The following is a 14346-nucleotide window of genomic DNA, read 5'->3' as shown; positions in this document are numbered from 1 at the left end:
CATAAGGTTAAGCATACTCAAGTATCGTACCAAGAAAGGAAAGGAATTGCAACTGTTCATCCGTTCTTTTTCGGATTCGTCACGTGTTGATATGGTTTTTCAAGGTTCTCTTCAAAACGCAGCGGCTTCTTTTCAACGTGATACTCTTGTTCCACCCCATGACGTGACTCTTCTCGTTCTAGATAAACGACCGCTGATTGGCGCAACGCATCTCCTTCAAGTCGTTTTAAGGCAACGACCAGACCGCCTGAACGATCAGGTGAACGCTCACTTTCGACATCGTAGACGTTACTGACGAGTGGCAATTCTTTGATCTTAGCGATGGCTTGGGCAGCTGATGCAGTCTCCATGTTGAAGTTGTGGATGACTGCGAAATCAACGATCTTACTCAAGGCTTGCGCTTGACGTAAGAAAGCTAAGTTTAGTGCCGCCAATTGGTTATAGGTCTGAACGAGCGGTAGACCCGTCACTTGCACTCCGTAAACGTGAACACCTTCTTCAAATCGATACGCTTCCGGATGTTCCGTGACGACATAGACGTTCTCACCAGCAGCAGCGAGCCGTCGAGCGAGCTCTGAAGCTGGCCGGTCTGACGCATCATATTGTCGGACGAACAATAAGATGGCGTCTGTATTCCAAGATTTCTCACGTTTCACTGCCACGTAGTAATCATGTGCCGTCAAGAAGACATCCGGTTCAATATCTGAATCTTGAAGGAAAGGATATTCGCGATATCGATCATCCAACCATTCCACCGTCAGCTCCTCAGCATCCAGGCGACGCTCGGTTTCTTCAAAACGTAAGATGTGCTCACGGAAACGATTCGCAGCATATTGCGCTGTCGTCTGTCCATCGAGGATGAACGGCCAGTCGCTGGAGACAGCGAGGAGATATTCTCGAATGAGTTGACGCTTCGCTTTGACAGTCAATGCATCTTGATGACGATTTCGAGCTACGACACCTGCTAGTCTCTTCTCAAGCTGATGGAGATGACGAATCATCCAGTCATTCCGTTCATTGATCCAGACTTCCGCGTAGCCTTTTCGTCCCCATGTTCCCATCGCGACGTGTGCCGTGTCGATGTCTTGGAAGTGACGCTCGAGGAAGATCGCCGGTGAAATCGACTCAATTCCTTGATCTTCTAAACGTTCCATCGCTTTACCGAGGAAGTCGGGACCTTCAAACCACCAGTGACCGAACAATTCGGCATCAAATGGTGCAGTGACAAGGAACGGTGGGAAGTCTTGTCCTTGATGCGCATCCAAATGTTCACCGAGTGCTTGTGCGAAGTCTACTGCGTGCTCACTCGTCCGTTGCCATGCCCAATCACGGACGTAATAGTCTTTTTGATCCGTTTCTCCTGTTACGCGATGCAATTTCAACCCTGTATCATAACGTAAGCCTTCTGGGTGCATGAACTCAGCGATTTGATCCCACTCTCGATCGTACGCAAGGTCACGATAAAACTCGCGGTAATCCGGATGACCCGGGTATCCGATGACAGAGCTCCAAATCTTCCCGGAAATGATTTGATCACGCGGGAACAGTGCCACACCGTGCGGCGAATAGACAGGTGCTCCGATTCCGTGTTTCGGTGACGGATCCGCGTTTAAGATGGAATGTTCGTCAACGAATGTATAACGAATGCCCTCTTCGTACAAAATACGGTCAAGTCCTGGCGTATACGCACACTCCGGCATCCAAAGACCAGATGGACGGAATCCGTAATGACGTTCGAAACAGTTCAATCCCGTCTGAATTTCAGAACGTGCCGCTTGTTCAGACAACATGTGCGGACTGAATCCGTGTGTCGCCGTACACGTAATCAAATCGAGATAACCTTGCTCTTTGTAATGACGGAATGCCCGGTTCAAATCTTTTTCCCAGTGAAGGAACGTATTCAATAAATCTTGATAGCGGTCTTGATAGAATAGAAGCGCATCTCGTTCCTTTTGAGCAAGCTCTCGCTCTAGTTCCTGGCGAATCAAACGTAACGTATCCTCGATATGCTCGATATACCGCTCTTGAATCAATGGGTCGGCAAGCATCTCGATGACGGGTGGTGAAATGCTGACCGTCCAGCCGAGCGGACGTGACAAGCGATCGATCTCCCACAATAATGGGATATAGGTTTCTGAAATCGCTTCATACATCCACCGTTCTTCTAGACGATGCGCCTCTTCATGACGGATATATGGTAAATGTGCATGTAAGACGAGTGAAAAATATCCTTTTCGCATAGCTTCTCTTCCTTTCCCTCTCTCTAATTCCATTACCGGACGCGGTCGAAATAGGAATAAGGACGTAATACTTCGACCCATTCCGGTTGTTCGACCTCTCCGTATTGCCAATGATGCACGACTTCCGCGAACCGTCCATCCGTGACTGGCTCGTCACGTGGCGTTTCGACTGGTTTTGAACGCAGTACTGGAACAAAGTCCCCGTCGATCGTTTGAATGCCCCATTCGATGATGTATGTAGTATTCGGGGCGACTGGTCGAACGAACCAAGCATTCGTCATTTCTGGTAGCTCGAATTGATACGTCCGATTTGCCTGTCCTTGTTCATATTCAACAAGTGTGACATCAATGATGCGTAATTCTTTACGGAACGAATCAAACGTCGTGTGATAGTGCGTCTCTAGCAACTGTTTCGACAGTTCAGATAATTCCCAGTAGACGTACAACGCTGTCGGTGACTGAACGATGGCGTGGAGGATGTCATCCTCGTAATGTGTCGCCATTCCAAACGCGTCACGTTCTAGCGAAGGTACCACTTGCACAGACGGTACGACGTCTAATACCGGTGCAGTCGACTTTTTCGTCTGCTTGACCGTTTTTGATTTTACTTTCGGCGCTGCTACAGAAGGTTGTTCTGTTAACGATTTACGATATTTAGTCCAAGCATATTTGATTTTCCCTTCAGTCGTATCCAATTGAGCTGCGATTTGTTTTGTTGTCAGCCCTTGTTCCTTCATTTTAATGATTTGCTCAAGCATTCCCAATCACCTCTCTGTCATTATTCACTTCTTTCCTATTCTACAAACGTGTTTCGAATCCCTTTACAAAAAAAGTAGGCAGAGGAAATTCCTCCTGCCTACTTGATTCATCCGTTTAAATCATAATGTTTTCCTTTTTCGAGATAGATCAGATGCTCCCCGACGTTCGTCAAGTGATCACCCATCCGCTCGATGTAGCGGCAAATGTTCGTGAATTGCATGACTTCATCGACGACGATCGGCTGCAGTGACATATGACGCATGTACTGGCGAAGTGCCTTATATGTCGTCTCATCAATGACGTTATCGAGATCAGACAAGGCTTTTGCTTTCTCGACATCTCCGTCACGATAGGCGACGATCGCAGTTTCCGTCATATCCAGTAATGTCTCGAATGCTTCCTTCAATAAAGAGATATCAATGACATACGGGAACGTTTCGACACGAAGAACCGCTTTTGAGATATTCCCCGCATAATCTGCAATCCGTTCGAGATCCGACGAAATTTTCATCGCGGTGATGATTCGTCGTAAATCTGTCGCAACGGGTTGTTGCTTCGCGATTAATAAAATCGCATCATCGTTGATTTCCAGTTCAAGTTCATCGAGTTCATTATCGTTTTCGATGACACCACGCGCGATGTCTTGATCATATTTTTCGAGTGCTTCTGCCGTTGTTGCGATCTGTTGCATCGTCTTACGAGCCAGTAAAAAGACCTTTTGATCGAGTATTGCAAGATTTTCTCCAAAAATCGTACGGTTCGCTGCCATTCGTCTCGTCTCCCCTTCTTATCCGAATCGTCCTGAAATGTAATCTTCCGTCCGTTTGTCACTCGGATTTCCAAAGATCCGGTCTGTTTGATCGAACTCGACGACTTCACCATTCAAGAAGAACGCTGTTTTGTCCGAAACACGTGCAGCCTGTTGCATGTTGTGAGTCACGATGATGATCGAGTAGTCTGATTTTAACTCTTGGACGAGTTCTTCTACTTTTAATGTAGAAATCGGGTCAAGTGCCGATGTCGGCTCATCCATCAAGATGACATCTGGCTCGATTGCAAGGCAACGCGCGATACAAAGACGTTGTTGCTGCCCACCAGAAAGACCATAAGCATTTTCGTTCAAACGATCTTTGACTTCATCCCAGATCGCCGCACGGCGTAAACTGCGTTCGACGATCTCGTCGAGGATTTTTTTGTTTTTGACACCGTGGACACGGGGACCATAAGCGATGTTGTCATAAATTGATTTTGGGAATGGATTCGGTTGTTGGAAGACCATTCCGACCGATGTCCGTAATTCTTCGACACCGTATTCTTTATCAAAGATATTACGTCCGTGATACTCGATAGCACCATTCGTCCGTACGATCGGAACGAGTTCAACCATTCGATTCAATGTTTTGATGAATGTCGATTTCCCACAGCCAGACGGTCCAATGATTGCCGTGACTTCATTTTTCTTAATGTCGAGATTGACATCTTTCAACGCATGATCGTCACCGTACCATAAGTTTAAGTCTTTGACGTTATAGACGCTCTCGCGTGCTGCTACTGGTTGGTTCATACGCTCTGTCCCTTCTGTAACGACTGATTTCGTATTCAGCTTCGTATCCATCATCTGTCTTCCTCCTTAAAAGAAATCCCTTCTATCTATATCGTTCGATTAATAGCGTTTTGAGAATCGGTTCCGAATCCAGATTGCAAGTGAGTTCATCGTCAAGAGGATGACCATTAAGACGATGATACCTGCCGCTGCAAGTCCTTGGAAGTCCGCTTGTGGACGACTTGTCCAGTTGTAGATTTGAATCGGTAATGCTGTGAATTCTGAGAAAATACTTTCTGGCGCACGAGCAATGAAAATCGCAGCTCCGACCATGATGAGTGGTGCTGTCTCGCCAATCGCTCGAGATACGGCCAAGATGATCCCAGTAATGACACCCGGAAGTGACGCCGGAAGAACGACTTTGAACGTCGTTTGCCATTTTGACGCACCGAGTGCAAGTGATGCATGACGCATCGCTTGTGGAACGGCACGGATTGCCTCTTGGGACGAGACGATGACGACCGGAAGACTCATCAACGCGAGTGTCAATGCTCCTGCAATCAATGTTGAACCGAAGCCCATGTTACGTACGAAGAACGTCAAACCAAGTAAACCGAAGACGATCGATGGTACACCTGCAAGGTTTGAGATGTTGACTTCGATGAATGAAGTCATCCGACTCTTCTTCGCGTACTCTTCTAGATAAATCGCTGCCCCGACACCAATGATGAAAATCATCGGGATGATGAGGAGCATCAAGAAGATGGAGCCCATTAACGCCGGATAAATCCCGGCACGTTCCGCACGGCGTGATGGTGCATTTTGTAGAAACTCAAGTGATAACCATGACGCACCGTCACGGATGACGCCGAACAAGAGAATACCTAAGACGACAAGACCGAAGAACAGTCCAGCAAGGAAAATGACTTTTGTGACGTTGTTGACGACGAGTCGCTGGCTAATGGATTTCTTCACCGCGACCGGATCAATGAATTTCTTTGAGACAGGTTGCTTTTCTGGTAAGGCCATCTTAGTACTCCTCTCTGAAGCGGCGTGTGATCCAGTTCGCAAGTAAGTTCATCACTAATGTGAAGACGAACAAGAGTGTACCAACCGCATAGATACTGTAATATTCGACAGTTCCAAATCCAGCATCACCTAAGGCGACCTGAACGATATACGCTGTCATCGTTTGGACTGGCTCGAGTGGATCGATCGCAGCTGTCGGATTCGAACCACCAGCGATCGTTACGATCATCGTCTCACCGATTGCCCGTGACATACCGAGTACGATCGATGCAATGATCCCTGATAAGGCAGCTGGAACAACGACTTTCAATGCAACTTCAAGACGTGTCGAACCGAGTGCAAGCGCACCATCGCGAATTTTTTTCGGAACGGAGCTCATCGCATCCTCAGAAATCGAAGCAATCATTGGAATGATCATGATCCCGACGACGATCCCCGGACTGAGCGCATTGTAAATTTGAATACCTGGAATCAATTTTACGAGTACTGGTGTGACGAACGTCAACGCGAAGAATCCGAAGACGATTGTTGGAACACCTGCTAACACTTCAAGAATTGGTTTTAAGATACGGCGTGCGCGGTCTGACGCGTACTCACTTAAATAAATCGCTGATGTGAGACCGATCGGCACGGCAACTAGCATCGCAATCACGGTAATCTCAAGCGTCCCGACGACAAGCGGCCAAATTCCATACTCTGGTTGTGAGTTGAGTGGATACCAGCTCGTACTGCCGAAGAATTCCTTGAACGGAACGACTTCGAAGAAGTGTTCTGTTTCAATGACTAACGTGAGAATGATGCCGATGGTCGTAACGACCGAGACGAACGCACAAAGGAATAAAACGATCGGCATGACGCGTTCCATGACGTTTTTCATACTATATTTTTGCTGTCGGTTCTGTTGAATCAGCTCGCGAACCGATTTATTTTGTGTTGAACTCATCCTTCTTCACTCCCTACTCCTTCTTGACATGAGAACGGGACCCAACCGGTACAGACTTCCCCGGTTGGGCCATCCTCATGACTCGATGATTTATTTCATTGCGTCTTCAATTGCTTTTGCGTTTTCATCGTAACGATCTTGCGGCATTTTGATGTATCCGACTTCTTCAGCAAGATCACCAGCGTTTTCGTTCGTGAACTGAACGAAATCAGCGACTTGTTTTTTGTCTTTCATTGATTTGTTATTGATGTACGTGTAGATTTCACGTGACAGTGGATAAGAAAGATCTTTGATCGTTTCTGGTGTTGGATCGACTGCATCTTTTCCTTCCGCAGCCAGTGGTACTTCCTTCAACTTATCTTTGTTCTCTGCGTAGTACGCATATCCGAAGTATCCGATTGCGCCTTTCGTTCCTTCAACACCTTTGACGAGAACGTTATCGTCTTCTGATAATTGAACATCTTTACGCATATCTTTTTTCTCAAGTACTTCCTCAGAGAAGAAGTCGAATGTTCCTGAGTCTTTACCTGGGCTGAAGAATTTCAATGGTTCAGCCGGATAAGAAGAATCGACATCTTTCCAAGTCTTGATGTTCGGATCGAGCCAGATTTTCTCGAGTTGCTCCATTGAGAGTTCTTTTACCCATGTATTTTCTTTGCTGACTGCGACAGTCAAACCGTCATATGCGAGTGCCATTTTTGTGAATTCAATGTTGTTCTTTTTCGCTTCAGCTGCTTCTTCTTCTTTAATTTCACGCGACGCGTTTGAAAGATCTGTTTCACCAACGACGAAGCGTTTGAATCCGCCACCTGTACCAGAGACACCGACTGTGACATCTACGTCAGGTTGTTCCATCGAATATTCTTCACCGACAGCTTCCATGATCGGGAAGACAGTAGAAGAACCGTCGATTGCGATTTTTCCTTTTAAATCAGATGAACTAGCAGAACCGCCTTTATCGTTACCACATGCTGCCCCCACTACTGCGATTGATGCTACCGTTGTGATGAGTGCTGTTTTTTTCATCCAAGACATGATTAATTTTCCTCCTCGAAAGTATGTCGCTGACGATGCTACGACTTTTTATCCGTTTTCCTTACAAGACTTATACTACGGATGAACTATTAAAACGAAATGAATCCAACGTAAAAGAATTGTAAAGGCGTGTTTTATAGTGTTTACAATTCGAAATCCATTAGAAAAAAAGGTCAATGCAAACAAAAAAAACGAGAGTGATTGCTCACTCTCGTTTTTCATCTAGTTAATTTGGCTTAGTTTGCCACGGGATATCTTTGACATTAAAGTACGCTTTGACAAGATCGTGACCGATTTTCGAGTTGACGGTTTCTTGTTCCATATAAGGAAGGAACACGGCCCATGCCATCTCTGGATTATCGTACGGCGCCCAGCCAACAAGGTTCGAGTTCAATGAACGAACCGGTTGACCACTTCCGTCACGTAAGGCGATCCCATCATCACCATAGACACTGACCTGCGCTGTACCTGTTTTCGCAGCTGCATCAATACCGGTTTGTGCGATGATTTTTGCTGTACCACGTTCTCCCTTGACGACACGATGCAATCCTTCTCGGACATGATCAATGTTATCTTGACTGACTTCAATCCGATTCAGGTAATTCGTCTTAAAGCTATAATCAACTTGTTTCGTTCCTTTTTCAATCGAATTCGACGCGAGAACTTCTTTTAAGAAGTGCGGCTGAACACGATAGCCACCGTTGGCAAGTGTTGAAATATACTGTGCGACTTGTAGCGGCGTAAAGGCATCATACTGTCCGATGACTCGGTCCATGAGTAGCGTGACACGGTCAGGTGTCCCTTGAACACCTTTTGCTTCGTATGGCAAATCAACACCTGTCGTCACCCCAAGACCGAATTGGCTATAGTAATTCTGCATGATGGCAGCTGCTCCATCTACACTCGCTCCGGCAATACCGTTACTTGGGTACTTCGCCATCCGCATCGCAATGTTGAACATATAAACGTTTGATGAACGCTCAAGTGCCGTCAAGTCCGTGATTGCTCCCATATTGACGTACGATGCTTTTTTCGTACCCCCGATTGTGATCGGCGCATCATTGATGACTTCGTTTTGACGGATGACGCCCTCCTCGAGTCCCATCGCAACCGTTGCACCTTTGATCGTCGAACCGATTTGAAGGGACGTCAACACGTTATTGATTGCGACATCCGAAAACTTACCGGTTGCTGGATCCAGCTTTTGACCAGACATCGCAAGAATCTCACCAGTCTGTGGGTTCATGACGACGGCGTAACCTTCTTTTAGATAACGACTACCCATGCCACGTCCCATTTTAATGGCTTGTTGCATGATTTGGTCGACTTGTTTGTTGTATTCCGCATCCACGGTCAGAACGAGATCTTTACCGGACTCGCCTTCTTCGCGTTTTGGATCACCGACCGGCTCTCCATTGAACGTCTCATACACATCGTACGCGGGTTTCCCGCGCAGAAGATCCTCATACTGTTGTTCAAGGAATGATGTTCCGACACGGTCATTCAAGCTGTAACCTTTTGCTTTGAACTCCGCTTGTTGTTCTGCTGGAATCTTCGAATACTTCCCGAAGATGTTTCGAAGTGTTCCTTCATATGGATAAGAACGCTCATAGAACGGTTCCACCGATACACCTTTTAAATCTTCTAGATTTTCATCGATGATCGCCATCTCTTTTGCGGAAGCACCGAGTTTGACAAGTTGTGGATCAAGCGCATATCCGACTTCCATGTTGTGTTTGATCGCAATGACTTCCATCGTTTGATCGTCATAATCGATATCGTCTTTCGTAATCGCATCTAATCGGATTTGATCCTGTTCTGCGATTGATAGTTTACTTTGTGCTTCTGCTGAAGGATATTTCTGTTTGACGGCTTCTTGATAACGACGATCAGACTCTTTCGTGTTCGTCGCGATCCAGAAATCCTTAATATCACGTTCTGTGACTTTCCAATCTTTTTTAGGCAAATCAATGATTGCCGCAAGGCGCTGTGCAATCTCAATGCGTTCATCGACTTTCGTCGTTTGTGCTCGACGGTAGACGATGGAGTATTTAGAAATCGTATCAACCAAAAGACGACCATCCCGGTCATAAATCTTTCCGCGTGGCACTTCATATTTTGATGCGATCATTTCTGTTTTTTGAACTTCCCGCGAAATTTTCTCACCATTGACGATTTGCACGACTCCTAAACGGAAAATCAAAATCGCAAACAATAAAAAAACGACGAAGAACATTAAATTCAGACGAAGCGGCAGATGATTACGCCGTCTTCCTCGTACGGTGATTCGTTTAGCCATGGCGTACTCCCCTATCGTTCAAAAGTCATCTTGTTTCATTATATAGAAGGAAACTTTCCATAACAACCTATCCCATCATTTTCCGCATTAAAAAAAGCGTATCGTTCACAATTGAACGATACGCTCGTTTTCACATTACTTCGCGTCAGCGTAAAGCTTCGCTACGTGATCCCAATCAACGACATTGAAGAACGCATTGATGTAATCAGGACGACGGTTTTGATAGTTGAGATAGTATGCATGTTCCCAAACATCAAGACCGAGGATTGGTGTTTTGCCTTCCATGACTGGTGTATCTTGGTTTGGTGTCGAAACGACCACCAATTTTCCACCGTCAACGATTAACCAAGCCCAACCTGAACCAAAACGAGTTGTTGCTGCTTTTGCGAATGCATCTTTGAATGCATCGAATGATCCGAATGCTTCGTCGATTGCTGTCGCGAGTTCGCCTGTTGGAGCAGCACCGTCGTTCTTCTTCAACAGTTTCCAGAAGAATGAGTGGTTCCAGTGACCGCCACCGTTGTTACGGACTGCAGTTTGAATGTTTGCTGGGAGAGCATCCAAGTTTTGAAGAAGTTCTTCAAGTGACTTTCCTTCATGTTCTGTACCCTCAAGCGCCGCATTCACGTTCGTGACATACGTGTTGTGGTGTTTCGTGTGGTGAATCTCCATCGTACGAGCATCGATATGTGGCTCAAGCGCATCATAAGCGTAGCCGAGTTCTGGTAATTCAAATTTTGACATGTTCATGTCCCCCTTTGTGCTATTTTCGAAAACTTCAATACCCTTTAAGACTAGCAAAAGAACCTGTGTTGACGCAAGTCAAGACCCTCGGATTTACTCGACTTCTCGTGGAGCAAAAACTGAGACACCACCACCTGGAACCGGGAAGACACCAAATCCTTCATCGTCGATCACGACAGGGTGATCTTGATGGTTCGTATAGTCGAACCATTCTTGACCTGCACGTTCTTCACCGACGAACATCCGTTTTTCACACATATCGGCATTCGACAATAAGACCGCACAGCCAGAGTTCTCGATTTCCTCAACTCCACGACGAACCCAACCGACACAATGTGGATCATCGAGATAGTCTTCTTGCTCACCATATGCTTTGTGATAACGTGCATAGAGTAATGCATCGATCATTTCTTTTTTCCCTTCTACCGGATGTGGTCCTTGCACTCCATAATAGTCACCGTAGAAGACACATGGGTAACCGTCTTTACGAAGTAAAATCGCCGCGTAAGCATGTTGTTTGAACCAGTCATCCACCCACGACTCAAGTGATTCTCCCGGTTGGGAATCGTGATTGTCGACGAACGTGACGGCATTCGTCGGGTGTGATTCGACAAGGGTATCTGCAAACAACGTCGTCATATCAAAGTCCTGTCCCTGCTTCGAAGCTTCATGGAACTTATAATGAAGCGGAACATCGAACAAATCGATCGTATAGTCGACGCTATCGAGGAAATGACGACAATCATCGAGATCTGATTTCCAGAACTCGCCGACCATATAGAAGTCACCTTCACTTTTTTCAATCATCGATTTTGCGAATTCATGAACGAATTCATAATTGATATGTTTGATGGCGTCGAGTCGGAAACCTTGGCAATCAATTGTTTCTTGGAACCAATGTCCCCAGCGGATCATTTCTTCGCGGACTTCCGGATGATTATAATCGATGTTCGCGAACATCAAATAGTCATAGTTGCCGAATTCATCATCGACTTGATCATTCCAATCTTTATTTTTACCGGAAATTTTAAAGACACCCGTCTTTTCTTCACGGGCATCAAAATCCGTTCCATTGAAAAATTCATGTGTCCAGATAAAATCTGAATATTTTCCGTTACGTCCTGGGAATGTAAACTTCGTCCAGGCTTCGATTTCAAACTCTTCTGAAATTTCTTTCGAACGATCTTCCGGATGGACTTCGACGACATTGATCGTTTCAAGTTCATCAGCTGCTGCTTTATGGTTCATGACGACATCAGCGTAAACAGCGATATCGTTCTCACGAGCAACCTGGATTGCTTCGACGAGTTCATCTTTCGTACCGTATTTCGTACGGACTGTTCCTTTTTGATCAAATTCGCCTAAATCATAGACGTCATAGATGCCATATCCTGTATCCTCATCTGATTGACCTTTTGACGCCGGTGGAATCCACACGGACGTGATGCCGGCAGCACGTAATTCAGGCGCCCGCTCTTTCAAGCGTTGCCAGTGCTTCCCATCATTCTCTACATGCCACTCAAAAAACTGCATCATCGTATGGTTACGTTCCATCTCTCTTCGCTCTCCCTTAGTTACTATAGTATGAATATTATTACAATATCTTTACTATTCCCCGGGGGAACAAAAATAAACGCTTCCCGTTTTTCAACGAGAAGCGTTCTACTGAATGGACCCTGCAGGGCTCGAACCTGCGACCGGACGGTTATGAGCCGTCAGCTCTAACCAGCTGAGCTAAGGGTCCTTAAGTAATAGTAGCGGCGGAGGGAGTCGAACCCACGACCTCACGGGTATGAACCGTACGCTCTAGCCAGCTGAGCTACACCGCCATGATGTATGTTTCTTACTCTTACTAGATTACGAGATGTGGCGAAACTTGTCAATATGCTATTTCAAAAAAATAAACAGCTGATTTCATATTTTTGAAATCAGCTGTTATAAGAAAATCGTATTTCACTTAGTTCGTTAAAGCCGTCCGCTGTTCAAGGACGAGATCCGTGATGTTGACAGCGTGATCGCCAATTCGTTCGAGGTTCGACAAGAGATCGACGAAGATCATCCCTGCTTGTCCCGTACATTCACCAGCGTTAACACGAAGGACATGATGCTTCCGGAATGAACGTTCGAGTGCATCGAGTTTGCCTTCGAGTTCCAGAACCTTACGAGCTCGTGTGACATCATCCTCTTCGACAGCGCGAACAGCACAATCGACGATTTCTTGCGTTAATGCGTACATGTCATCAAGCTCTTGCTTCGCAGCTGATGTGAACTGAATTCGGTTGACGATTTGGAAATCGACCAATTCAACGATGTTTTCGACGTGGTCACCGATTCGTTCAAAATCATTGACGGCATGCATCAATAACGAATGATCATTTGATTCTCGTTCTGATAAATCATGTGCCGCTACTTTGACAAGGTAATTCGTGACTTCTGTGTTCAAGTGGTTGATTGCATATTCAATCTGCTCTGATTCTGAAACATCTTTCTTATCATGCGATTGCGTGTAACGGTGCGCTTTTGCAAGTGCGTCTTTCGAGAATTCTCCCATTCGCAATACTTCGAGTTTTGCATGATTCAATGCAAGTGCCGAAGATTGGTTCAAGATGTTCTGATCGAGATGACGCGGTTTCGAATCAATCGTCGTATCCGTACCCGGTACGATTTTTTGTACAAGCCATGCGATTTGTGCGATGAACCAACATTGAATCAACGTATTGACGACGTTGAATGTTCCGTGTGCAAAGGCAATTTGCATTTTCGGACCTAAATCAAGCGTTCCTGTGATCCACATAATGAAGCTTGAGAAAATTGGTAATGCAATCAGGAACAATACTGTTCCGATGATATTGAAAATGACGTGTGCTGCTGCTGTCCGTTTAGCTGCAATCGACGCACCAAGTGCTGCAAGTACTGCTGTGATCGTCGTTCCGATGTTATCACCAAATAAGACCGGTAGTGCTGCTTTGATATCAATCATGCCGCCTGAGTACAACTCTTGTAAAATACCGATCGTTGCAGACGACGACTGGACAAGCACTGTAAAGATCGTTCCGACGAATACACCAAGCAATGGGTTATCCGACATCGATACCGTCAACTCACGGAACCAGACGCTTGACTCGAGTGGAGCCATTCCGTCGCCCATCAATGTCAAACCATAGAACAATGCACCGAATCCGAAGAAAATCTGTCCGATGTATTGAATCCGTTCTTTTTTAAAGAAGAAAATCAAGAAGGCTCCGAGCGCAATTGCCGGAAGCGCAGCTTCCTTGACGTTAAAGCCAATGATGAAGGCGGTAATCGTTGTTCCGATGTTTGCCCCCATGACGACTCCGATCGCTTGTCGTAAATTCATCAGACCCGCACTAACGAGTCCGACGACGATGACGGTCGTTCCTGACGAAGACTGAATCAGGACGGTTACGACGATACCCGCTAGGATACCTAGTAGTGGATTTGTCGTATATTTATCGAGGATATAACGTAGTCGGTCTCCGGCTGTTTTTTGGAGCCCATCTCCCATATACTTAATACCGAATAGGAAAATTCCGAGTCCACCGATGAAGGTGAAAATCATTTCCTGCAAATCATAGTTCATCTTGCCAGCTCCTTTATTTCATGTGGATTGATGTGTTTGTAAAGTTTATTTTCTCAACTCCCCCATTATGTAAAGGTCTGTTGAACTTGTAAATAGTTTTTGAGACATCCGTTTGTTAAGGTTTTATTAATCTGTACCATAACACAAAAACCC

11 protein-coding genes and 2 tRNA genes are annotated in these 14346 nt (G+C 45.7%); all 13 read right to left on the bottom strand.

The window, feature by feature from the left end:
• Nucleotides 1-56: 56 nt before the first annotated feature.
• Nucleotides 57-2240 carry a 1,4-alpha-glucan branching protein domain-containing protein gene (locus ITJ88_RS10765; protein WP_195865652.1) on the bottom strand — a complete coding sequence of 728 codons (2184 nt, stop codon included), beginning with the start codon at nt 2238-2240 and terminating at the stop codon, nt 57-59.
• A gap of 32 nt (nt 2241-2272) precedes the next feature.
• Nucleotides 2273-2998 carry a DUF4912 domain-containing protein gene (locus ITJ88_RS10760; RefSeq protein WP_064300297.1) on the bottom strand — a complete coding sequence of 242 codons (726 nt, stop codon included), beginning with the start codon at nt 2996-2998 and terminating at the stop codon, nt 2273-2275.
• 107 nt (nt 2999-3105) lie between these two features.
• On the bottom strand, nt 3106-3768 hold the full coding sequence (phoU, locus tag ITJ88_RS10755; RefSeq protein WP_195865651.1) for a phosphate signaling complex protein PhoU: 663 nt from the start codon (nt 3766-3768) through the stop codon (nt 3106-3108).
• A gap of 18 nt (nt 3769-3786) precedes the next feature.
• Nucleotides 3787-4563, bottom strand: coding sequence for a phosphate ABC transporter ATP-binding protein PstB (gene pstB, locus ITJ88_RS10750; protein ID WP_053454494.1), 777 nt, complete (start codon nt 4561-4563; stop codon nt 3787-3789).
• Between the two features lie 99 nt (nt 4564-4662).
• The gene (pstA, locus tag ITJ88_RS10745; RefSeq protein WP_035398334.1) at nt 4663-5571 is read right to left on the bottom strand and encodes a phosphate ABC transporter permease PstA; all 909 of its coding nucleotides are present in this window, start codon (nt 5569-5571) and stop codon (nt 4663-4665) included.
• Nucleotide 5572: 1 nt separating this feature from the next.
• Nucleotides 5573-6514, bottom strand: coding sequence for a phosphate ABC transporter permease subunit PstC (gene pstC / locus ITJ88_RS10740; RefSeq protein WP_023467539.1), 942 nt, complete (start codon nt 6512-6514; stop codon nt 5573-5575).
• Nucleotides 6515-6604: 90 nt separating this feature from the next.
• Nucleotides 6605-7549, bottom strand: coding sequence for a PstS family phosphate ABC transporter substrate-binding protein (locus tag ITJ88_RS10735; RefSeq protein ID WP_064300299.1), 945 nt, complete (start codon nt 7547-7549; stop codon nt 6605-6607).
• Between the two features lie 226 nt (nt 7550-7775).
• Entirely contained in the window at nt 7776-9848 is a 2073-nt protein-coding gene (locus tag ITJ88_RS10730) for a peptidoglycan D,D-transpeptidase FtsI family protein (RefSeq protein WP_133207968.1), read from the bottom strand.
• A 135-nt stretch (nt 9849-9983) separates the two neighbouring features.
• Entirely contained in the window at nt 9984-10592 is a 609-nt protein-coding gene (locus tag ITJ88_RS10725) for a superoxide dismutase (RefSeq protein ID WP_195865650.1), read from the bottom strand.
• Between the two features lie 93 nt (nt 10593-10685).
• Complete coding sequence (locus tag ITJ88_RS10720; protein WP_023467536.1) at nt 10686-12146, bottom strand: alpha-amylase; 1461 nt, start codon at nt 12144-12146, stop codon at nt 10686-10688.
• Between the two features lie 116 nt (nt 12147-12262).
• Nucleotides 12263-12336: transfer RNA gene (locus ITJ88_RS10715), tRNA-Ile, on the bottom strand.
• An 11-nt stretch (nt 12337-12347) separates the two neighbouring features.
• Nucleotides 12348-12421 (bottom strand) — tRNA-Met (locus ITJ88_RS10710).
• Nucleotides 12422-12549: 128 nt separating this feature from the next.
• Nucleotides 12550-14193: a Na/Pi cotransporter family protein gene (locus ITJ88_RS10705; RefSeq protein ID WP_195865649.1), complete on the bottom strand. Its 1644-nt coding sequence runs from the start codon at nt 14191-14193 to the stop codon at nt 12550-12552.
• Between the last annotated feature and the right edge of the window lie 153 nt (nt 14194-14346).

Origin of the sequence: Exiguobacterium abrahamii, assembly GCF_015645365.1 — a bacterium.
GTDB lineage: Bacteria > Bacillota > Bacilli > Exiguobacteriales > Exiguobacteriaceae > Exiguobacterium_A > Exiguobacterium_A abrahamii.
The sequence above is the reverse complement of the archived record's forward strand: the minus strand, read 5'-3'. Positions and strand labels throughout refer to the sequence as shown.

Coding starts and splice junctions, on each gene's coding strand:
- ITJ88_RS10765 (WP_195865652.1), bottom strand. CDS start 2,240: ATGCGAAAAGGATATTTTTCACTCGTCTTACATGCACATTTACCATAT.
- ITJ88_RS10760 (WP_064300297.1), bottom strand. CDS start 2,998: ATGCTTGAGCAAATCATTAAAATGAAGGAACAAGGGCTGACAACAAAA.
- phoU (WP_195865651.1), bottom strand. CDS start 3,768: ATGGCAGCGAACCGTACGATTTTTGGAGAAAATCTTGCAATACTCGAT.
- pstB (WP_053454494.1), bottom strand. CDS start 4,563: ATGAACCAACCAGTAGCAGCACGCGAGAGCGTCTATAACGTCAAAGAC.
- pstA (WP_035398334.1), bottom strand. CDS start 5,571: ATGGCCTTACCAGAAAAGCAACCTGTCTCAAAGAAATTCATTGATCCG.
- pstC (WP_023467539.1), bottom strand. CDS start 6,514: ATGAGTTCAACACAAAATAAATCGGTTCGCGAGCTGATTCAACAGAAC.
- ITJ88_RS10735 (WP_064300299.1), bottom strand. CDS start 7,549: ATGTCTTGGATGAAAAAAACAGCACTCATCACAACGGTAGCATCAATC.
- ITJ88_RS10730 (WP_133207968.1), bottom strand. CDS start 9,848: ATGGCTAAACGAATCACCGTACGAGGAAGACGGCGTAATCATCTGCCG.
- ITJ88_RS10725 (WP_195865650.1), bottom strand. CDS start 10,592: ATGTCAAAATTTGAATTACCAGAACTCGGCTACGCTTATGATGCGCTT.
- ITJ88_RS10720 (WP_023467536.1), bottom strand. CDS start 12,146: ATGGAACGTAACCATACGATGATGCAGTTTTTTGAGTGGCATGTAGAG.
- ITJ88_RS10705 (WP_195865649.1), bottom strand. CDS start 14,193: ATGAACTATGATTTGCAGGAAATGATTTTCACCTTCATCGGTGGACTC.